The organism is Actinomadura terrae, from assembly GCF_022751215.1.
In the GTDB taxonomy this organism is placed as follows: domain Bacteria; phylum Actinomycetota; class Actinomycetes; order Streptosporangiales; family Streptosporangiaceae; genus Spirillospora; species Spirillospora terrae.
Window position 1 is genome coordinate 1,066,142 of record NZ_JAICDG010000002.1, and the last position, 22,028, is coordinate 1,088,169.

Genomic DNA, 22,028 nt, shown 5'->3' on the forward strand with positions numbered 1-22,028 from the left:
CCTGTCCGCAACCGGCCTAACCCGCGCCGGACCGGCAGGCACGGTCAGGGGGCGGGGGTTTGGCTTTTGAGGCGGGTGACCGCCTTGGCCGCTTCGGCCAGGAGGGCGGTGTCGTCGGTTGCGGGGCGGCCGTTCTGGAGGAGGGGGCGGCCGTCCACCAGGACGGTGTCCACATGGGCCCGGTCCATTTGCAGGACGACCGTGCTGTAGGGGTCCAGGACGGGGGCGACGTCGGGGCGGGACGCGCGGAGGGCCAGCAGGTCGGCGCGCTTGCCGGGGGTCAGGGAGCCGGTGCGGTCGCCCAGGCCGAGGGCGCGGGCGCCGGCGAGGGTGGCCATGTGCAGGACGTCCCGGACCGACAGCCCGGGGCGGTCGTGGACGCCGTGCTCGGCGTGGCGGCCCGCCTGGTAGGCCGCGCGCATCTGCGTGAACATGTCGGCGGGCACCGTGACCTCGACGTCGGTGCTGAGGCTGACCGGGACGTGGCGGCGGGCGCTCAGCATCGGGTAGCCGTGGCCCATGATCAGCTCCACGGCGGGCGAGACCGAGACGCCGCCGCCGGAGTCGGCGATGATCGCGAGTTCGCCCTCGTCCACGCCGTTGGCGTGGATGAACGTGGTCCCGGGGACGAGGGCGCCGATGTCGCGGAGCCGGGCGACCGACTTGCCGACCGAGAGGTGCCGGGCGGCGCGCAGGCCGAGGTCGCGGGCGAGGGCGGCGTTGCGGCGCTCGACGTCGTCGTCGCCTCCCTCGGTGACGAGGGCCATGGTGACCAGGCCGTTCGAGGCGGGCAGGAGGTCCGCGCGGACGCGGCGGACGTCGGCGGGCAGCGCGAAGCCGTCCCGCATCAGGGCCGGGAAGCTCCTGCCGTAGGCGAACACGGTGCGCAGGCCGGAGTCGAGGTGCGCGGCGATCACCGCGTCGGTGATCTCCGGGCTCTCCTGCACGTTCGAGACGTCCTGGACGGTGGTGATCCCCGACGCGAGCGCGGCGCGGGCGCTGAGCAGCGTGCCGAGGTGGAGGTCGTGCGGGCCGAGCGCGGGGGCGAGCCGTCCGAGGACGTCGGACATGTAGTCGTCCAGCGTGTGGCCCGGCGCGATGCCCCGCAGCAGCGCCTCCCACATGTGCCGGTGGGTGTCGACGAAGCCGGGCAGGAGGATGCCGTCCGGGATGTCGATCACCTGCGTGTCGGGGGGCGGGGTGAGGGTCGTGCCGACGGCGGCGATGCGGTCGTCCTCCAGGAGGATCTCGCCGGGGGAGTGGTCGCCGACGTCCGGGTCCATGGAGAGGAGGTGCGCGGCACGGAGCAGGGTGAACATCGAGTCTCCTTGTTGGGGTGCACACTGGGGATTGCGCCGTCAGGCCGTCCGCGCGGAGGCCCTCGCGCTCGCCGGGACCGTCACCGCGCTACCGGACGGGCCCGGGGGAGCCACAGGTGAGCGTCCGCCCGGGTCTCCTTGCAGGTGAAGCGCAGAGGGCGGTAGGCGTCGCGGCTGATCGGCCAGGCGGGCGGTGCGGCGCTGCGGAACAGGTGGTCGGAGACGAGCAGGCCCACGTCCGCGTCGGCCGCCGCCATCGCGGCCTTGAACGGCGGCGCGTCCAGCATGCGGGCCACCTGGATGAACGGCCGCCCGAACGTGCCGTACTCGTCGAGGTTGACGGCGCCGACGTCGGCCGCGAGCCGCAGCCGCAGGCGCTGGACGTCGCTTGTCCCGTGGTTCGCGTGCCGCAGCAGCGCGTGCAGGCGCGGCGGCAGCGCGTCCAGGACGCCGGCCGCCCGCGTGCCCGGCGGCAAGACGATCATCGCGCCGTCGCCCCGGTCGTCGCGGCGGCAGCGCGGCCAGGGCAGGCGGCTGGCCCCGGCCGCGCGCTCCAGCGTGCCGTACATGGTCCGGCGCAGGTAGGAGTGGACGCCGTCGTCCCGCCGCACATCGGCGAACGAGGTGATATCGGCGCCGAGCACGATCGTCCTCCCGCTCGGTGCCGCCTCGGGACGGGCGATGGGACCGCCCCGGCTACTCATATGAGACATTTTCCTCCATTTTGACAGCACCACATGTGCGCCGACATCGGTCCCTCACAATGCCGGACGACCATCGCGTGGTTATGAGAATTACCGGCTTTCGGACACACTCGGATGTACTCGGTGGTATCCGGATGGCGTCCGAGGATGTCCGACCTGCGGAAAGCGAGAGGTGGGGCTACCCTGAGCGGGCAGCAGCGCGACATTGAATCTGATCAGAATAAATGTGCGTCGTGTGACATAACTCGTGGCGACCCCACTGGGATCATGGCAGGCGACGGCCGGCGGACGGACGCGGCGACGATGAAACGGATCGACGATATGCCGGACGACCATCGTGGAAACGCATACGAGGTGGTGACCGCCGCCTTGGCCTACAACCGCTTTCTGGCGGGCAAACCCGCCTTCAACGAGATCGCCAGGGTGTCGTGGAAGCTGGCGCAGCGCCCGCATCCGGTCCGCGACGTCCGCGTCGGGCACCTGCCGAAGTCGACCGCGCACGAGCTCGTGCGGGGCAAGTACTCGCGCGTCCGCCGGTGGGATCTCGTGGCGTCGCTGTGGGCCACGCTCGCCGAGATCGCCGAGCGGGCCGGCCGGGACGTCTCCGAGTTGATCTCGCTGGAGGAACTGCGCCTGCACCATGACGCGGTGGGCAGACCGCCGCGCCCCGAGGCGGCCCCGGCGGCCCGGACCGCGGACGCCGGAGCCGCCGGGGAGGCCGCGGGCGGGGCACGGGTGCGCTCCGCCCCACCGGTGGCGCAAGCCGGTCACGACGCCCTCCCGGCGCCGGCCGGCCGGACGGCCGCCGCGCGCCTCTGGCTCCTCGCCGACACGAGGCGGCGCGGCGGGCAGGCGTGGTGGCGGCCCTACGGCGACGTCGTCCCCTGCTACGACGAGATCCGCCTCACGTTGGAGCCGGAGCTGAGCGTGATCAAGATCTACGCCCCCGACCGCGTCCCCGAGCTCCTGCGGACCGAGTACTACGCGCACATCATGGCCGGCATCGATTTCCCCGGCGCGAGCGACGGGAAGCGGGCGCGGATGGTCGAACTGTGCCGGCGCCGCCAGGAGATCCTGCACCGCCCCGACCCGCCGCAGCTCTGGGTGCTGCTGGACGAGCGGGCGCTGCGCACGGCGCTCGGCGGCTCGTTCATGATGCGCGGCCAGCTTTCCCGGCTCATCGAACTCGCGCGCCTCCGGCATATCACTTTGCAATTGGTTTCGGCGGAATCGGCCGAACATGCGGTGACCGAAGGGCCGATCACCATCATGCAGCTCCCCGAGAGGCATCATCCGTATCTCGTCTACATCCAGCAACGCGCGTACGGCCTGTATCCGCATGAATCGAATGACGTCGACTATTTCGTCCACGCGTTCGGCGAGCTCGCGATCTCCGCGGCGCCGCCGGACAAGACGGTCGAGCGCCTGCGCGGCATGCTGGAACGGCCCTGGGCGACGGGCGGGTAACCGTTCCCTCGGCATCGGCGATCTGGTCTGATGGGCGGTGAGCCCGTGCACCCCGACGCCTTCGCCCGAAAGGTCACGATGCGTGATGACCAATGAGGAGTTCTTCGCCGCCGCCGAACGGGAACTGACGGCGGAAATCGATACCAGCGTCCCCCATTCGGCGCGAATCTGGAACTACTGGCTGGGTGGCAGTGACAATTTCGCCGTCGACCAGGAGGCGGGCGACGCCTACGCCCGCGTGTTCCCCGCGATCACCACACTGGCGCGGCTGTCGCGGGAGTTCCTCGGCCGCGCCGTCCGGTACCTGGCGGCGGAGCGGGGCGTACGCCAGTTCCTCGACATCGGCACCGGCCTGCCGACCGAGGAGAACACGCACCAGGTCGCGCAGCGCGTCGCGGCCGACTCCAAGATCGTCTACGTCGACAACGACCCGCTCGTCCTCGTGCACGCGCGGGCGCTGCTGACGAGCAGGCCGGAGGGCGCCACCCACTACATCGACGCCGACCTGCACGATCCACCGGGCATCATCGAGCGCGCACGCGCCTACCTGGACTTCGACGAGCCGATCGCGCTGATGCTGATGGGCATCCTCGGCCACGTGTCCGACGACGCGGAGGCACAGTCGATCGCGCGGCGCCTGCTCGACGCGCTACCGTCCGGAAGTTTCCTCGTCCTCTACGACGGCACCGCCACCGACCAGGCGTTCATCGAGGCGCAGCAGGGCTACGACGACACCGGCGCCGTCCCCTACCGGCTGCGCCACCCGGACACGATCGCGAGCTTCTTCGACGGCCTCGACCTCGTGGACCCGGGCGTGGTGCCGCTGCCGCTGTGGCGGCCTGACCCGAGCCCGGCGGAGCCGCCCGGCGCGGCCGACGCCTACTGCGGCGTCGCGCGAAAGCCCTGACCCTCGGACGCTCCGACGCCCACCGATGAGTTTCCGGGCGGGCGCTGGTCCACCCTGTGTGAACGGCGACACGACCGGAGGCGATCACATGGGCGTCAGCGAGCCCGTCGAGACCACCAACCTCGACCGTTACGGCAACAAGCCGCTGCCCTGGAGCAGGGCGCACGAGCGGCTGAAGGTCGATCTGTCCAAGCTGAGCACGGCGGCGTTCCTCGCGACGACCAGGCCGGACGGCCGCCCGCACTCGGCCGGGATCGGCGCGCTCTGGCTGGACGATGACCTCTACTTCACCAGCGGGCCCGGCACCCAGAAGTCGCGCAACCTGGCCGCGAACCCGGCCTGCGTGTACTCGGTGCGGCTGGAGGGCCTCGACCTGGTCCTCGAAGGGGAGGCGGCGCGGGTCACCGACGGCGCGACGCTGGAGCGGGCCGCGGAGACCTACGACCGGGACGGCTGGCCGGCGCGCGTCGACGGCGACGCGCTGACCGCGGAGTTCAGCGCGCCCAGCGCCGGCCCGCCGCCCTGGTACCTGTACCGGGTCGCGATCCACACGGCGGTCGGCGTCGCGACCGTCGAACCCTACGGCGCGACCCGCTGGCGCTTCCGCGCCTGAGTCACACGTCCAGCTCGACGTCGGTGAGCGGGTAGGCGACGCAGCTGTGGACGTGGCCGGAGGCGTGGTCGGACAGCCGGAGCCGCGCCTCCTCGGCGCTGTGCACCTCGCCCTTCAGCACGCGGACCCGGCACAGGCTGCACTCGCCCGACCGGCACGCCGACTCGGGACGGACGCCGTTGTCCTCCAGCGCGTCCAGCAGGGGGCGCCCGCGCGGGGTCCGGAAGGTCGTGCCCCGGACGGTGACCGTCACCTCCTCCTCCGGGGAGAGGTCCTGCGGCCAGTGCGGCTGGTCCTGCGGGCGGGCCGGGGCGCCGTTCGCCTCGAAGCGGGTGCGGCGGCGCGGGTGGCGGAGCCGCGTGAGCTGCTGGAGGGCGTAGGGGTAGAGGGCCTGCGGGCCGCACACGTAGACCATGCGTCCGGCGAGGGGCCCGGCGATCGCCGCGATGGCCGCCGAGTCGATCAGGCCGGTGCGCCCGGTCCAGCCCGGAGCCGGGTCCTGGACGACGTGGTCGACGCGGATGTTCGGGTGCGCGGCGGCGACGGCGGCCAGCTCGTCCGCGAAGATCACGTCGTCGGACGAGCGCGAGCCGTAGATCAGGTGCAGACGGCGCGCGAGCCCGTGCCCGGCGATGTCGCGGATCATGCTCATCGCGGGCGCGACGCCCGACCCCCCGGCGAGGAACACGACGTCCTCGCCGTGGAAGAGCGGGTTGTGGTGGAACGTGCCCATCGGGCCGGTGCTGGTGAGCGTGTCGCCGACCTTGAGCGTGTCGAGCAGCAGGTTGCTGATCCGGCCGCCGGGCACGCGCCGGACGGTCAGGTCGTAGCGGTCGAGCGCCTGCGGGCCGGAGGAGATCGCGAAGGGGCGGGTGGTGCCGTCCACGAAGAGCGTGACGTACTGGCCCGCGAGGAAGGGCGGCAGTTCGCCGCCGTCCGGCCGCCGCATGCGGAACGCCTTCGCCGTCGCCGTCTCGACGACGATCTCCGCGACCACGAGCGCGAGGCGCCTCGGGTGGTGGGCCTCGATCCGGCGGCGGGTCTGCTCCGCGTGGTCGCGCCGGTCCGGCGGGCGCGCCTCGATCTCGGCTCTGACCTGCTCGTACCCGTCGTACAGCTCGGCGGTGGGACGCGTCATCGGTGCTCCATGGATGCTCAGGCGGCGCGGACGTGCAGGAGCCGGAGGGCGAGCCGCGCCCCGGCCTCCAGGGTCGGCTGGAAGCCGCCGACGCCGGTCCACGCCCCGGCCGTGTGCAGGCCGGGCACGTGCGTCCGGCTCGCGTCGCGGAACAGCGGGCTCTCGGTGGCGTCCTGGTCGTAGCCGTAGATGGCGCCGCCCGGATGCCCGAGGTAGCGGGTGAGGGTGAGCGGCGTCGCGACGTCCACCTCCTCGATGGCGTCGCGGATGCCGGGCGTCACCTGCTCGGCGAGGTCGAGCACGGTCTCGGCGTAGGCGAACTTGGCGCGGGCGTAGTCGGCGGGACGGACCGCGTCCCACGCGTCGGCGTACTGCAAGGTGAGCAGGCTGACGTGGCTCGCCCCGGACGGCGCGAACCCGATCGGGTGCACGTCGTAGGCGGTGGCGCAGATCCCGCGCGCGCCCTCCAGCGTGCGCATCGAGGCGAACGTGCGGTCGTCGTCGGCGTCGGCGGCGAGGAAGCTCGTGGCGGCGGTGAAGCCGAGTTCGCCCGGCGTCGCGTCCAGGCCCATGTGCAGGACGAACGCGGACACCCCGACACGGCGGCTGCCGAGGTCGCGGCGCGCGGCGGCGGGGACGTCGGCGGGGTCGAGCATCGCGTAGGTGAGGGGGAGGGACGCGTTCGAGACGATGTCGGTCGCGGTCGCCTCCTGCCCGTCGTCGGTCCGGACGCCGACCGCGCGGCCGCCCTCGGTGAGCACGCGCTCGACCGTCGTGTTGAAGCGGACCTCGCCGCCCGCGTCCAGGAACGCGCCGAGGATCGCCGAGGACAGCGCCTGCGAGCCGCCGCGGATGTGCCACGGCTTGAGCCCGATGTACATGACGAGGATCTGCGCGAGGTCCTGGAAGGTGACCCGCGACGGCGGCTGCCCCAGGTAGTGCCAGTACGCGCCGAGGACGGACTTGATCCGCTCGTCGTCGAAGTGCTCGTCCAGGACGTCCCGGTAGGGACGCAGGCCCTGCCGGAACACCTCCGGTTTGATCCGGCGCGCGGGACGTCCGCGCAGCACAGCGTTGTATCCGGCGACGACGTCCTTCAGCAGCTGGAAGAACCGCTCGACGCGGGCGCGGTTGCCGGGGAAGGCGTCCTCCAACGCGTCGGCGGCGCCGTCCCAGTTCGCGGGCAGCGTCACGTCGTAGAGGCCGGGGACGGCGGCCCGGTAGAGGTCGTCCTCCCGCACGAGTTCGAGCTTGTCGGTGATGCCGAGCTGGTGGAACAGCCCGCGCAGCGAGAACGGCTGCCCCTCCTCGCCGACGCCCGAGAGCTGGTGCAGCGCGACCTCGAACTCGAACCGGCCGCGCCGGAACGACGTCGCGCATCCGCCGGGGACGTTGTGCCGCTCGATCAGCAGCGTGCGGGCCCCGGCCCGTTGCAGGGTCGCCGCGGCGGTCAGCCCGGCGTTGCCCGCCCCGATGACGATCGCGTCGTAGTCGACCACGGTTCCGCCTCTCCCTCGCCCCGGCCGGTGCACCGGGACGGCATGGCCGGAGAGTAGGGCGGCGGTCTATCAAGGAACTGGGAGGAATCGTATAGGAGCGCCATAGCGGACACTGCGAGGCTCCGGGCCAGTGACTGATCCGGCCAGTGACTGATCCGGGAGGGGCCGCAACATGGCAAACGCATCCGCCGACGGCGCGCCGTGCGCGCTGGTCACCGGCGGCTCGCGGGGTATCGGACGGGCGATCGCGGTACAGCTCGCGCGCGACGGCTTCGACGTCGGCTTCTGCTACCGCAGCGACGTCGCGTCGGCGGCCGACACGGCCGCCGAGATCGAGTCGCTGGGGCGCCGCGTCCACCACCAGGCCGTGGACGTCGCGGGCTTCGACGCCGTCCAGGAGTTCGTCGCGGCGGCGGAGGAGAAGCTCGGCCCGGTGACGGCGGCGGTCTCCTGCGCGGGGATCACGCGGGACAAGTCGCTCGCGCTCATGCCCCCCGAGGACTGGTCCGCCGTGCTGCGCACCAACCTCGACGGATCGTTCAACCTCGCCCGCGCCGTGATGTTCGGGATGATCAAGCGGCGGGCCGGGACGCTGGTCCTGGTCTCGTCGGTGTCGGGCATCATCGGCAACGCGGGGCAGGCCAACTACGCCGCGTCCAAGGCGGGGATGCACGGGCTCGGCGCGTCGCTCGCCCTGGAGGTGGCCGGACGCGGCGTCCGGGTCAACACCGTCGCCCCCGGCCTCATCGAGTCCGACATGGTCGCCGCGATGCCGGCCAGGGCCCGCGCCAAGTTCGAGGCGGACATTCCGATGGGCCGGTTCGGCGTCCCGCAGGACGTCGCCGACGCCGTCTCCTTCCTCGTCTCCGACCGCGCCGCCTACATCACCGGCACGGTCCTGCGGGTCGACGGCGGCCTCGCGCACTGACGCGCCCCGACCGGCGGGCGCACCCTGACCTAGGAGAAACGCATGCAGAACACCGTGGCCGATCGCATGGCCGAGATCCGCGACCTCACCGCCGACATCCTCAGCGCGGAGCCGGAGGAGGTCGAGTCCGCCCACTCCTTCATCGAGGAGCTGGACGCCGACTCGCTGGTGGCCATCGAGCTGCTGACCCAGCTCGAACGCAAGTACGGCCTGGAGATCCCGCAGGAGTCGGTGCAGCGGATGACCAACCTCAAGACCACCTACGAGGTGGTCGCCGAGATCGCCGGCTGGTGATGATGAGGCGGGTGGTCATCACCGGCATGGGCCCGGTGTCCAACATCGGCATCGGCCTCGCCGACTTCACCGAGGCGCTGCGCCTCGGCAAGAGCGGCACCGGCCCGATCCGCAGCTTTGACCCGACCGGGTTCCCGCACACCCTCGCGGGGGAGGTGCCGGGCTTCCGGCCGGAGGACCTGCTCACGCGGATCGACCCGGCGGAGTGGGGACGCTCGTCGCAGTTCGCCGCGGCCGCCGCCCGCCTCGCCGTCGCCGACGCGGGCGTCGACCCGGCGGACGCGCGGACCGCGATCGCGGTGGGCACGACCAACGGCGAGCTCGCGCCGCTGGTCGACATGATCGAGGAGTGGCACACCGGCGTGCCGGGCCCGCCCGACCCCCGCGCCGCCGCGCAGATCCCCGGGTCGCGGCTCGGCCTCGCGGTCGCGCACGAGCTCGGGGTGTCCGGCGAGACCACCGTCCTCGGGACGGCGTGCTCGGCGGGCAACTACGCGCTCGGCTACGTCTACGACCTGATCAGCATGGGCGAGGCCGACCTCGGCGTCGCGGGCGGCGCCGACTCGGTCACCCGCTTCACCCACGCCGGGTTCCACCGGCTCGGCGCGGTCGCCGAGGAGGCGTGCCGCCCCTTCGACCGCGACCGGGACGGGATGCTCACCGCCGAGGGCGGCGTCGCGCTCGTCCTGGAGCCCCTCGAGGCCGCCCGCGAACGCGGCGCGACGATCTACGCGGAGGTGCTCGGGTACGGGATGACCTGCGACGCGATCCACCCGACCGCGCCCGACGCCGACAGCATCGCCCGCTGCACGCGGGTCGCGCACGAGCGCGCGGGCGTGCGGCCCGAGCAGGTCGACTACATCTGCGCGCACGGCACCGGCACCCGCACCAACGACGTCGTGGAGAGCACGGCGATGCGCGCGGTGTTCGGCGACTCGCCGCCGCCGACCAGCTCGATCAAGTCGATGATGGGGCACACGATGGGCGCCGCCAGCGGGTTCGGCGCGATCGCCAGCGCGCTCAGCATCGCCGAGGGCTTCCTGCCCCCGACGATCAACCACCGCGCGCTCGACCCGGAGATCCCCGGGATCGACCCGGTGCCCAACCAGAGCCGCCCCGCGACCGTCCGGGTCGCGCAGAACAACGGGTTCGCCTTCGGCGGCAACAACGCGATCGTCCTGCTCGGGAGCGTGGCGTGAACGACATCGTGATCACTGGGATCGGTGCGCTGCGTCCTGGCGGCGCGGTGCCGGTGCCCGCCGAGGGCCGCACCGGCGGCAAGATCGACTGGGCGCCGCCGGCGGGGCCCGCGTGCCTGGTGGACTTCGACGCGAAGGCCGAGCTCGGACGCAAGGCCGTGCGGTTCAACCACCGCTCGACCGTCCTCGCGATGGGCGCGTTCGAGCGGGCGCTGGCCGACGCGGGCCTCACCGTCACCGACGACAACCGCGACCTCATCGGCATCACGGTCGGCACGACGCTCGGCAGCGTCGCGGGCGTGACCGAGTTCGGCGTCGATTCGTTCGACCGCGAGCGTCCCTATGTGGTGGACGCGGCGCGCTTCCCCAGTGCGGCGCTGAACTGCGCCGCCGCGGCGCTGGCCATTCGGGCGGGGCTGCGCGGGGTCAACGCGACCGTCGCCGGGGGACCGCTGTCGGCGGTCGGCGCGCTCCGGCACGCCCAGGTCATGATCCGCGCGCGGCACGCGCAGGGGGTCGTCGCGGGCTCCTCGGAGGAGTTCAGCGCGCCGGACGCCTGGTGGGGACGCACCCACCGCGCGACCGGCACGCCCGGCGAGGGCGCGGCGATGTTCGTGCTGGAGGACGCCGAGGCCGCGGCCGCCGCCGGACGTCAGGCGCGCGGCCGTCTCGCGGGGACCGTGGTCCGTTCCGTCGGCGTCTTGGACGCCGACTCCGTCTCCCGAGTGGTTCGGGAGGCGCTGGAGTTGTCGGGCGTCGCGGCCGGCGACATCGCCACGGCCGCCGTGCGGGCGACCGGGGTGGAGGAGGTCGACGCCGCGCAGACGGCGGGCCTGACCTCGGTGCTCGACGTCGAACCGCGCTTCGACGAGGACTCGATCGGCGACTGCTACAGCGCCCACAGCGCCCTCCAGCTGGCGGACGTGCTGGAGCGCAACCCGGGGGAGGCGGCCCTCGTGCTCGCCGCCGACCCGGACGGCGCCCTCGGCGCCGCCGTCGTCACCGCCGCCGTCGTCACCGCCGCCTGACCGGCGGTCGACGCCGGCGGTTCGCCCGGCGGGCTAATTCGGTAAGCGTTCTTATCGAATTAACCCGCCGGGCGATATGGCATGCCCGCTTTCCGGGCGGCGGGCCAATGATGCTCGCGTATAGATGGCGAAGAGAAACGGCTGGCAACGTGATCGTGTGCCCGGGGGACGCCTGTCGTGAGCCCGGCGCGTGATGGACGGCAGTGACGCGGAGAGGCGAAGTGCGCATGTCTGACGTGGGGGATGGCCGGCTGGACGCCCTGGACGCACAGGTCGGCGTCTGGGTGGCCTCGCGGCTCGCTCCGGACAGCCCCGCCTACAACTGCGGCGGCTACGCCCGGCTGACCGGGCACATCGACGTCGCGCTGCTGGAGGAGACGACCCGCCGGATGATCGGCGAGTCCGAGGCGCTGCGCGTGGTGTTCGAGGAGCGCGACGGCGTCATCGCCCAGACGGTCGGGCCCGTCCCGGCGAACCCGCTGGAGCACGTCGACCTCTCGGCCGCCGACGACCCTTTCGGCGCCGTCCTCACCTATATGCAGGCCGACCTCGTCGAGCCCGCGGTGCCGGGGCGCGACGTTCTATATCGGCACGTCCTGTTCGATCTCGGCGCCGAACTCGTGCTCTATTTCCGCTGCCACCACATCGTCCTGGACGGCTACTCCCAGGCCCTGCATTTCCGTCGGTTCGCCCGCGTCTACACGTCGCTGCTGGAGGGCCGCGAGCCGCGCCCGACCCGGTTCCGCCCGCTCGCCGAGGTGGTCGCGGACGAGGCCGCCTACCGGGACACCGCCGAGTGGGAGGCCGACCGGGACTACTGGCTGCGGACCTTCGCCGACCAGCCCGAACCGGTCAGCCTCGCGGGCCGCACGGCGCCGCCCTCGCCGGTGCCGATCCGGCTGTCGGCCGACGTCCGGTCCGCCGCGCTCGCGCCCTCGCTCGGGCTCGTCCAGGGCGTCCTGAACGGCTGGTCGGTGCTGCTGATCGCGGCCACCGCCGTCTATATGCGGCGGATGACCGGCAAGGACGACATCGTCCTCGGCCTCCCCGTCACCGGCCGGACCAGCACGACCGCGCGGTTCACCCCCGGCATGCTCGCCAACGACCTCCCGCTGCGGCTGACCGTGACCCCGTCGATGACCTACCGGGACGTCGTCGCCCAGGCGTCCACGCGCGTGGTCGAGGCCCTGCGGCACCAGCGGTACCGCGCCGAGGACCTGACCCGCGAACTCGGCCGCTCCGGCGGCGACGGCGGCCTGTTCGGCACGACCGTCAACGCGATGTCGTTCCTCGGCGGGCTGCGCCTCGGCGACGTCCCGCTCGACATGGTGTTCCTCGCGTCCGGACCGGTCGCGGACCTGTCGATCGTCGCGTCCGGCGACCCGGACGGCAGCGGCGGCGTCCGCCTCGACCTTGAGGCCAACCCCGCCCTCTACAGCCGCGACGACGTCGCCGCGCACGCCGGACGCCTCGTCCGGGTGCTGGAGGCGATGGCGCAGGAGCCGGACATGCCGGTGGGACGCGTCGATGTGCTGGGCGCGGCTGAGCGCGAGCGGGTCGTGTCGGAGTGGAACGCGACGGCTTTGGACGTCGCGCCCGGTTCGGTGCCGTCGCTGGTTGCTGGGCGTGGCGAGGGTGTCGCGTTGGTGTGCGATGGCGTGGAGCTGTCGTATGCGGAGCTGAACGCTCGGGTGGACGCGTTGGCTCGGGTTCTGGTGGGCCGGGGTGTCGGCGCTGGTGATCTGGTCGCGGTTGCGTTGCCGCGTTCGGTTGAGCTGGTGGTGGCGCTGCTGGCGGTGATGCGGTCTGGGGCGGCGTTCGTCCCGATCGACACCTCGTATCCCGCCGACCGGATCGCGTTCATGATCGAGGACGCCGCTCCGGTTCTGGCTCTGGTGGACGGGTCGACGCGCGATGAGGTGCCCGGCGTTCCTCATCTGCTGGTGGGCGAGCCCCACGAAGCGGCCGATGTGGTGCTTCCGGAGATTGATGCTTCTCAGCCTGCGTACGTCATTTTCACGTCGGGTTCGACGGGGCGTCCCAAGGGCGTTGTCATTCCGCACGGGGCACTGACGAATTTCCTCGCGTCGATGCAGGGCCGGTTCGGTTTGGACGCCGGGGATCGGCTTCTGGCCGTGACGACGGTCGGGTTCGACATCGCGGGTCTGGAGTTGTTCCTGCCGCTGACCACCGGTGCCGGTGTGGTGCTGGCGACCGGAGATCAGGCCGCCGACCCGGGCGAATTGGTCGGGCTGGTTGCGCGCTATGGCGTGACGGCGTTGCAGGCGACGCCGGGGTTGTGGCGTGCGCTGGTGGAGCATGACGTTTCGGCGTTCTCTGGCGTTCGGGTGCTGGTGGGCGGTGAGGCGCTGCCGTCCGATCTGGCCGGTCAGTTGGCCAAGGCCGGGCGTTCGGTGACCAACCTGTACGGCCCGACGGAAACGACGATCTGGTCGACGGCCGACGATGTCGAGTCCTCGGATTTCTCCATCGGTCGCCCGATCGGCAATACGCAGGTGTATGTGCTGGACGCGGGCCTGTCTCCGGTCGCGCCGGGCGTCGCGGGCGAACTGTACATCGCGGGGGACGGTCTCGCGCATGGGTATCTGAACCGTCCGGCGTTGTCGGCTGAGCGGTTCGTGGCGTGCCCGTTCGGGGCGCCCGGGACGCGGATGTACCGCACCGGTGACCTGGCCCGCTGGAGCAGTGACGGCGAGCTGGAGTATCTCGGGCGCCTCGACCACCAGGTGAAGATTCGCGGCTTCCGGATCGAACTCGGCGAGATCGAAACCGTCCTCGCCGACCACCCACACGTCTCCCGTGTCGTTGTGGTCGCGCGGAATGCGCGCCTCGTCGCCTACATCGTCCCCAGCGGGACGATCGATGTCGGAGAACTGCGCGGGCACGTCGCGTCGGCGCTTCCGGCCTACATGGTGCCGTCGGCGTTCGTCGAGCTGGACGAACTGCCCCTCACCCCCAACGGCAAGATCGACCGCAAGGCGCTGCCCGAGCCCGAACTCGGAACGGTCGGCGCCGGACGCGAACCGCGATCCCCGCGCGAAGAAATCCTCTGCCGACTGGTCGCGGACATCGTCGGCGTTCCCCACGTCGGCATCGACGACGGCTTTTTCGAGCTTGGCGGAGACAGCGTCCAGGCCCTGCGTCTGGTCGCGCGCGCCCGGCACGCCGGAGTCGAGTTCAGCGCCCGCGACGTGTTCGAAGGCCGGACCGTCGCGGCCCTGGCGGAACGCGCGCGGACCTCGTCGTCCACGGGCCGGATCGTGGACCTGCCCGACCCGCTCCCGGCCGGGGAGCTCCAGGCGCTGCGCGACCGCGAGCCGGAACTGCTGGACGTGCTGCCGCTGGCGCCGCTCCAGGAGGGGCTGCTCTTCCACGGCCTCTACGACCAGGGCGGCGCGGGCGAGGTCTACACGATCCAGGTCGTCCTCGACCTCGAAGGACGCGTCGACGAGGCGGAACTCCGCGCCGCGGCCGCCGCGCTGCTGGACCGCCACCCGAGCCTGCGGACGAGCTTCCGCTACGAGGGCCTGACCAACCCCGTCCAGGTCGTCGCGCCCGACGTCCCCCTCGACTTCACCACCGCGGACGGCCCGACCGAGGACATCCTGGCCGCCGACCGGGCGCGGGGGTTCGACCTCACCCGCCCGCCGCTGATCCGCTTCACGCTGGTCCGGCTCGGCGGCGACCGGCACCGGCTCGTCCTCACCATGAACCACACGCTCGTGGACGGCTGGTCGGTCCCCATCCTGATCCGCGAACTGCTCGCGCTGTACTCCGGCTCCGCGCCGCTTCCCGAGGTCCGCCCCTACCGCGACCACCTCGCCTGGCTCGCGGGTCAGGACCACGACGCCGCCCGGCGCGCCTGGACCGAGGCCCTCGCCGGACTGGACGAGCCGACCCGCGTCGTCCCCGTCGACCACGCGCGGTCGCCGATCGCCCCCGGACATCACGAGTTCGACCTGCCCGAGCCGATCGCGGCGGCGCTCACCGAGTACGGCCGCGCACGCGGACTCACGTCCAACACCATGGTCCAGGCGGCCTGGGCGCTCCTGCTCGGCAGGCTGACCGGACGCACCGACGTCGTCTTCGGCACGACGACGTCCGGCCGCTCCCCGGAACTCGACGGCGTCGAGAACATGGTCGGGCTGTTCATCAACACGCTGCCGCTGCGCGTGCGGCTGGACGCCGGTGAGCCGCTGGGCGACCTCCTCGCCCGCGTCCAGCGCGAACAGGTCCGCCTGCTCGACCACCAGCACCTCGGCCTTCCCGAGGTGCAGCGGCTGGCCGGGCACGGCGAGCTGTTCGACACCTCCACCGTCTTCGAGAACTTCCCCCTGGACGCGGCCGAGCTGGGCAGCGCCGCCGGGGCCTGCGGCTTCGACCTCGTCGGCGGACGGGTCGGCGACGCGATCCACTACCCGCTGGCGCTGGTCGCGGTTCCCGGCGAGACGTCCCTGTCCTTCCGGATGGACTACCAGCCGGACCTGTTCGACCTCGCCGCCGTGAGCACGATCGCGGACCGCCTCGTCCGGGTGCTTGAGGCGATGGCGCAGAACCCGGACATGCCGGTGGGACGCGTCGACGTCCTGGACGCGGCCGAGCGCGAGCGGGTCCTGTCGGCCTGGAACGCGACGGCCTTGGACGTGCCATCCGGCTCGGTTCCGTCGCTGCTCGCCGAGCGTCGCGAGGGCGTGGCGCTGGTGTGCGATGGCGTGGAGCTGTCGTATGCGGAGCTGAACGCGCGGGTGGACGCGTTGGCTCGGGTGCTGGTGGGCCGGGGTGTTGGCGCTGGTGATCTGGTCGCGGTGGCGTTGCCGCGTTCGGTTGAGCTGGTGGTGGCGCTGCTGGCGGTGATGCGGTCGGGTGCGGCGTTCGTTCCGATTGACACTTCATATCCGTCCGACCGGATCGCGTTCATGATCGAGGACGCCTCGCCCGTTCTGGCCCTGGTGGACGACTCGACCCGTGACGCGGTACCCAACGTTCCGCATCTGCTGGCGGATGAAATCCCAGATGCAGGTGAAGTCACGCTGCCGGAGATCGACGCCTCCCAGCCCGCGTACGTGATCTTCACGTCGGGTTCGACGGGTCGTCCCAAGGGCGTGGTGATCCCGCATGGTGCGTTGACGAACTTCCTCGCCTCGATGCAGGGCCGGTTCGGTTTGGACGCCGGGGATCGGCTTCTGGCCGTGACGACCGTCGGGTTCGACATCGCGGGCTTGGAGCTGTTCCTGCCGCTGACCACCGGCGCCGGTGTGGTGCTGGCGACCGGCGACCAGGCCACCGACCCGAACGCACTCGTTGAACTGATCGCCCGCCACGGCGTCACGGCATTGCAGGCGACACCGGGCCTCTGGCGCGCGCTGGTCGAGCAGGACGTCTCCGCCTTCTCCGGCGTGCACGTCATGGTCGGCGGCGAAGCGCTCCCGCAAGACCTGGCCGGTGAGCTGGCCAAGGCCGGGCGTTCGGTGACGAACCTGTACGGCCCGACCGAGACGACGATCTGGTCCACGGCCGACAACGTCGAGTCCTCGGACTTCTCCATCGGCCGCCCGATCGGCAACACGCAGGTCTACGTCCTGGACGCGGGCCTGTCCCCGGTCGCGCCGGGCGTCGCGGGCGAGCTGTACATCGCGGGCGACGGCCTGGCTCACGGCTACCTCAACCGTCCCGCCCTCAGCGCCGAACGATTCGTCGCCTGCCCGTTCGGGTCGTCTGGCAAGCGCATGTACCGCACGGGTGACCTGGCCCGCTGGACCAGCGACGGCGAGCTGGAGTACCTCGGACGTCTCGACCACCAGGTCAAGATCCGCGGGTTCCGCATCGAACTCGGCGAGATCGAAACCGTCCTGGCGTCCCACCCGCAGGTCTCCCGTGTCGTCGTGGTCGCCCGGGACGCGCGCCTCGTCGCCTACGTCGTCCCCACCACGAACATCGAAATCGGCGGGCTGCGCGAGCACGTCGCCTCGGCGCTGCCCGACTACATGGTTCCGTCGGCCTTCGTCGCGCTGGAAGAGCTGCCGCTCACCCCCAACGGCAAGATCGACCGCAAGGCGCTGCCCGAGCCCGAACTCAACGCGGGCGGCGGCCAGGGCAGGACGCCACGCACCCCCCGCGAAGAAATCCTCTGCGAGATGGTCGCGGACATCCTCGGCGTCCCCGAGATCAGCATCGATGACGACTTCTTCGAGTTCGGCGGCGACAGCGTCCTGGCCCTGCGCCTGGTCGCCCGCGCCCGCCACGCGGGAATCGGCCTCGGCGCCCGCGACGTCTTCGAGGGCAGGACCGTGGCCGCCCTGGCGGAACGGGCACGCACGTCACCGTCCACCCGCAAGGAAGCCGAACTCCCCGCCCCGCTCCCCGCAGAAGAACTCGAATCGCTGCGCGCGAGCAAGCCAGAACTGGAAGACGTCCTCCCCCTTTCGCCCCTCCAAGAAGGGCTGCTCTTCCACGCCCTCTACGGCGACGCGAACGACGACTACACGATGCAGTTCGTCGTCGACCTGGAAGGAGAACTCGACGCCCCGGCGCTGAAGAACGCCGCCGAAAGCCTGCTGAAGCGCCACACCAGCCTGCGCGCCGGATTCGCCTACGAGGGCCTGTCCGCGCCGGTGCAGCTCATCTTCCGCGAGGTGCCCACAGATTGGCGGGAAATCGACCTCGCCGGGCCGGACGACGAAAAGGCCCTGGCGGAGGCGATGGCCGCCGACCGCGACCGCCCGTTCGACCTGACGCGCCCGCCGCTGGTCCGCTTCACCCTCATCAAACGAAGTGGTGACCGGTACCGGTTGGTGCTGACCAACCACCACATCGTCTCGGACGGCTGGTCGCGGCCGGTGCTGCTGCGCGAGCTGCTCGCCCTCTACGCGGGGAACACGCCGCAGCCCGTCCGGCGGCAGTACCGCGACTTCCTCGCCTGGACGGCCGCGCAGGACCGGGACGCGGCGCACGAGGCCTGGCAGGACGCCCTCGCCGACCTGGAGGAGCCCACGCTCGTCGCCCCCGGCGCCGAGCGCTGGACGCGTCCCGAAGAGCTGGCCGACTCCGAACTCCCCGAGGCGACGACGAAACGGCTGGCGGACCGGGCGCGCGGCCTCGGCCTGACGCTGAACACCGTCGTCGAGGCGGCGTGGGGGCTGCTGCTGAGCCGCCTCACCGGACGCGACGACGTCGTCTTCGGCGTCACCACGTCCACCCGCCCGGCCGACTTGGACGGGTCGCAGGACATGGTCGGCGTCTTCGTCAACACGCTGCCGTTCCGCGTCCGCACGGGCCCGGCGCAGACGCTCGCCGAGCTGCTCGGGACCGTCCAGCGGGAGCGGCTGCGCCTCCTCGACCACCAGCACGCGGGCCTCGCCGAGATCCAGCGGCGGACGGGCATGAGCGCCCTGTTCGACACGGCGATGATGTTCGAGAACTACCCGCTCGACGCGGCGGCCCTGGCGTCCCTCGCGTCCGACGCGCGGCTCGACATCACCGGCGCGTACGGCCACGACGCGACGCACTTCCCCCTCGGTCTCATCGCCGTCCCGGGCCCCTCACTCCGCCTCCGCCTGCGCTACCGCCCCGAGGCGTTCGGCGCCGAGGGAGCGAAGACGATCACCGAACGCCTCCTGCTCATCCTGGAGGCCATCGCCGACGACCCCGCGCTCCCCGTCGGACGCCTGGACGTCCGCACCGCGACCGAGCGCGCCGACCAGCCGCCCGCGATCACGAAGCCGACCCCGCCGGTCACGCTGGCCGAGCTGTTCAAGGCGCAGGCCGCCCGCACCCCCGACGCGATCGCGGTCACCTGCGAGGGCGGCACGCTCACCTACGCGCAGCTGGACGAGCGGGCCGGACGGCTCGCACGGCTGCTCGCCGAGCGCGGGGCCGGGCCGGAGCGGCGGGTGGCGCTGACGCTGCCGCGCTCGTCCGACCTGGTCGTGGCGGTGCTGGCGGTGCTGAAGACCGGGAGCGCCTACGTCCCGATCGACCCGCGCTACCCGGCCGAGCGCATCGCGCACATGGTCACCGACTCGCGGCCCGAGCTGCTGGTCACGACCGCGTCCGCCGGTGTGGAGGCCCCCGGGCCGCGCCTGCTGCTGGACGACCCGGACACGCGCCGCGCACTGGCCGCCGCCGTCCCCCTCGAAGCGCCGGGCACGCATCCCGACCACCCCGCCTACGTGATCTACACGTCCGGTTCGACGGGCGCGCCGAAGGGCGTCGTCGTGACCCACCGCAACGTGGTGCGGCTGTTCGAGGAGACCCGGGACGACTTCGGGTTCGCGCCCGACGACGTGTGGACACTGTTCCACTCCTACTCGTTCGACTTCTCGGTCTGGGAGCTGTGGGGGCCGCTGCTGCACGGCGGACGCCTCGTCGTCGTCCCCTACGAGGTCAGCCGATCGCCCGAGGAGTTCCACGCGCTGCTGGTCCGCGAGGGCGTGACGGTGCTGAACCAGACGCCGTCGGCGTTCTACCAGCTCATGGCGGTGGACGCGGAATCTGAGGGCCTCGCCCTGCGGACGGTCGTGTTCGGCGGCGAGGCCCTGGACCCCGCCCGCCTGGCGGACTGGTACCGGCGGCACGGCGACTTCGCGCCGCAGCTCGTCAACATGTACGGGATCACCGAGACGACCGTGCACGTCACCTACCGGGAGCTGCGGAGCGCCGACGAGCGCGCCGGGAGCGTGATCGGTGACGGCATTGACGACCTGCGCGTGTACGTCCTGCAATCCGGTCTGCGTCCCGCCCCGGACGGCGCGGTCGGCGAACTCTACGTCGCGGGCCCCGGCCTGGCGCGCGGCTACCTGAACCGGCCCGGCCTGACGGCGGAGCGGTTCGTCGCCGACCCGTTCGGCCCGCCCGGGTCGCGGATGTACCGCACCGGCGACCTGGCGCGGCGCACGCCCGCCGGGGAACTGGAGTACCTCGGCCGCGCCGACCACCAGGTCAAGGTGCGCGGGTTCCGGATCGAGCTGGGCGAGATCGAGGCCGCGCTGGCGGCGCTGCCGCAGGTCGCGCAGTGCGCCGTGGTCGCGCGGGAGGACGGACCGGGCGGGAAGCGCCTCGTCGCCTACGTGGTCACCGAGGCCGACGGCACCGCGCTCCGCGACGCCCTGAACGACGTCCTCCCCGCCTACATGGTCCCGGCCGCGTTCGTCCGGATGGACGCGCTGCCGCTGACCCCGAACGGCAAGCTCGACCGCCGGGCGCTGCCCGCGCCCGAGCCGGACGCGCCGTCCGCCGGGCGCGCGCCGAGCGGCGACCGCGAACAGGTCCTCTGCCAGATCTTCGCCGAGCTGCTCGGCCGCGCCGAGGCGGGCCCGGACGACGGGTTCTTCGCGCTGGGCGGCGACAGCATCCTGGCGATCCACCTGGTCAGCCGGGCGCGCACGGCGGGCATGGCGGTCGCGGTGCGGGACGTCTTCGAGCACCAGACCCCCGCCGAACTGGCCCGCGTCGCCGAAACCGCCGGCACCGGGCGGAACGACGACACCCCCGACACCGCCACCGGCCCGCTGACGCCGACGCCGATCGTCCGGTGGCTGGCCGCGCACCGGGGCCCGATCGACGGCTACGCGCAGTCGATCGTGGTGCGCGTCCCGGCGGAACTCGACGCCGGACGCCTGCGCGCCGCCCTGCGAACGGTCATCGACCGCCACGACGTGCTGCGCCTGCGGCTGACCGGCGGCTGGGAGCTGGAGGTCCCGCCGCGCGGCACGGTCGAGGCGTCGGTGCGGGAGGTCGACGCGTCCGACCTGGACGCCGCGACGCTGGACGCCCGGATCGGCGAGCTGGCCGAGGAGGCACGCGGGGAACTGGCGCCCGCCGACGGCCAGATGGTGCGGGCCGTCCACCTCGACCGGGGGATCGCCGAACCCGGCTACCTGATCCTGATGCTGCACCACCTGGTGGTCGACGGCGTCTCGTGGCGGACGATCGTCGAGGACCTCGCCGCCGCCTGCGCCGACCCCGCCACCGAACCGGTCGCGAGCACCTCGTTCCGCCGCTGGGCCGAGCGCCTCCACGAGGCCGCGCACACCCCCGAGCGCGAGGCCGAGCTACCGCTGTGGACGCGCGTCGCGGCCACCGCCGACCCCCTGCTCGGGGACCGCCCGCTCGACCCGGCGCGCGACACGTTCGGCACCGCGCGGGAGCTGACGCTGCGGCTCGCGCCCGAGACGACCCGGGCCGTCCTCGGCACGGTCACCGACGCCTACAACGCCGAGATCAACGACGTGCTGCTCGCGGCGCTGGCGCGGGCCGTCCGCAGCTGGCGCGGCACCGGCCACGACGGCGTGCTGATCGACCTTGAGGGCCACGGACGCGAGGAGCACGTCGTGGCCGGGCACGCCGACCTGTCCCGGACGGTCGGCTGGTTCACCACCGTGTACCCCGTCCGCCTGGACCCGGGCCCCGCCACCGACACCCCGGGCGCCGCGCTCAAGAGGGTCAAGGAGCAGCTCCGCGAGATCCCCGACAAGGGCATCGGCTACGGGATGCTGCGCCACCTCAACGAGCGCACGGCGGCGGCGCTCGCCGCGTCCGCCGCCCCGCAGATCGGCTTCAACTACCTCGGCCAGGTCGACGCGCCGTCGGACGAGCCGTGGACGGTCGCCGCGACCGGCGTCGGCGGCCGCGCCGACGCGGGCCTGTCGCTGTCGCACGTGGTCGAGGTGAACGCCCGCACGGACCGCACCGCCGGCGGCCCCGAGCTGGTCGCGACCTGGACGTGGGCGGGCGGCCTGCTCACCGAGAGCCGGGTCCGGGCGCTCGCGCAGGGGTGGTTCGCGGCGCTGGGCGACCTCGCCGACGACGCCGAGCGTCCCGACGCGGGCGGGCTGACCCCGTCGGACGTGGCCTTGGCCCTGCTCAGCCAGGACGAGATCGAACTCCTCGAAGCAGAGTTGGAGTAGTGCACCG

The 22,028-nt window shown here is 72.6% G+C and carries 12 protein-coding genes; 8 read left to right on the forward strand and 4 right to left on the reverse strand.

Annotation, left to right across the window (positions count from 1 at the left end):
- Positions 1-44 precede the first annotated feature (44 nt).
- Both K2F47_RS14910 and K2F47_RS14915 read right to left on the reverse strand, forming a co-directional pair.
- Complete coding sequence (locus tag K2F47_RS14910; protein WP_242903484.1) at positions 45-1,319, reverse strand: amidohydrolase family protein; 1,275 nt, start codon at positions 1,317-1,319, stop codon at positions 45-47.
- 80 nt (positions 1,320-1,399) lie between these two features.
- Positions 1,400-2,023, reverse strand: a complete 624-nt coding sequence (locus tag K2F47_RS14915; RefSeq protein WP_242903486.1) for a hypothetical protein — start codon at positions 2,021-2,023, stop codon at positions 1,400-1,402.
- Positions 2,024-2,290: 267 nt separating this feature from the next.
- Between K2F47_RS14915 and K2F47_RS14920 the strand changes: the two genes are divergently transcribed.
- The 3 genes from K2F47_RS14920 to K2F47_RS14930 all read left to right on the forward strand — a co-directional run bounded on the left by K2F47_RS14920 (position 2,291) and on the right by K2F47_RS14930 (position 5,010).
- Positions 2,291-3,490: a DUF5753 domain-containing protein gene (locus K2F47_RS14920; protein ID WP_242903488.1), complete on the forward strand. Its 1,200-nt coding sequence runs from the start codon at positions 2,291-2,293 to the stop codon at positions 3,488-3,490.
- An 85-nt stretch (positions 3,491-3,575) separates the two neighbouring features.
- A complete protein-coding gene (locus K2F47_RS14925) occupies positions 3,576-4,397 on the forward strand; it encodes an SAM-dependent methyltransferase (RefSeq protein ID WP_242905972.1) in 822 nt (273 codons plus the stop codon).
- A gap of 88 nt (positions 4,398-4,485) precedes the next feature.
- Positions 4,486-5,010, forward strand: coding sequence for a pyridoxamine 5'-phosphate oxidase family protein (locus K2F47_RS14930; protein WP_242903490.1), 525 nt, complete (start codon positions 4,486-4,488; stop codon positions 5,008-5,010).
- A gap of 1 nt (position 5,011) precedes the next feature.
- Here the strand turns inward: K2F47_RS14930 and K2F47_RS14935 are convergent, their stop codons facing one another.
- Both K2F47_RS14935 and K2F47_RS14940 read right to left on the reverse strand, forming a co-directional pair.
- Complete coding sequence (locus K2F47_RS14935; protein WP_242903492.1) at positions 5,012-6,148, reverse strand: 2Fe-2S iron-sulfur cluster-binding protein; 1,137 nt, start codon at positions 6,146-6,148, stop codon at positions 5,012-5,014.
- Between the two features lie 17 nt (positions 6,149-6,165).
- On the reverse strand, positions 6,166-7,647 hold the full coding sequence (locus K2F47_RS14940; RefSeq protein ID WP_242903493.1) for a phytoene desaturase family protein: 1,482 nt from the start codon (positions 7,645-7,647) through the stop codon (positions 6,166-6,168).
- A 172-nt stretch (positions 7,648-7,819) separates the two neighbouring features.
- Between K2F47_RS14940 and fabG the strand changes: the two genes are divergently transcribed.
- The 5 genes from fabG to K2F47_RS14965 all read left to right on the forward strand — a co-directional run bounded on the left by fabG (position 7,820) and on the right by K2F47_RS14965 (position 22,021).
- Positions 7,820-8,575 (forward strand): 3-oxoacyl-ACP reductase FabG, encoded by a 756-nt coding sequence (fabG, locus tag K2F47_RS14945; RefSeq protein WP_242903495.1) that lies wholly within the window; start codon positions 7,820-7,822, stop codon positions 8,573-8,575.
- A 42-nt stretch (positions 8,576-8,617) separates the two neighbouring features.
- Complete coding sequence (locus K2F47_RS14950) at positions 8,618-8,869, forward strand: acyl carrier protein (RefSeq protein WP_156215879.1); 252 nt, start codon at positions 8,618-8,620, stop codon at positions 8,867-8,869.
- A 2-nt stretch (positions 8,870-8,871) separates the two neighbouring features.
- Complete coding sequence (locus K2F47_RS14955; protein ID WP_242905973.1) at positions 8,872-10,068, forward strand: beta-ketoacyl-[acyl-carrier-protein] synthase family protein; 1,197 nt, start codon at positions 8,872-8,874, stop codon at positions 10,066-10,068.
- The gene (locus K2F47_RS14960; protein WP_242903497.1) at positions 10,065-11,096 is read left to right on the forward strand and encodes a beta-ketoacyl synthase N-terminal-like domain-containing protein; all 1,032 of its coding nucleotides are present in this window, start codon (positions 10,065-10,067) and stop codon (positions 11,094-11,096) included. Before K2F47_RS14955 ends, K2F47_RS14960 begins: the two co-directional genes overlap by 4 nt.
- A 227-nt stretch (positions 11,097-11,323) precedes the next feature.
- The gene (locus K2F47_RS14965) at positions 11,324-22,021 is read left to right on the forward strand and encodes a non-ribosomal peptide synthetase (RefSeq protein WP_242903499.1); all 10,698 of its coding nucleotides are present in this window, start codon (positions 11,324-11,326) and stop codon (positions 22,019-22,021) included.
- Positions 22,022-22,028: the final 7 nt, after the last annotated feature.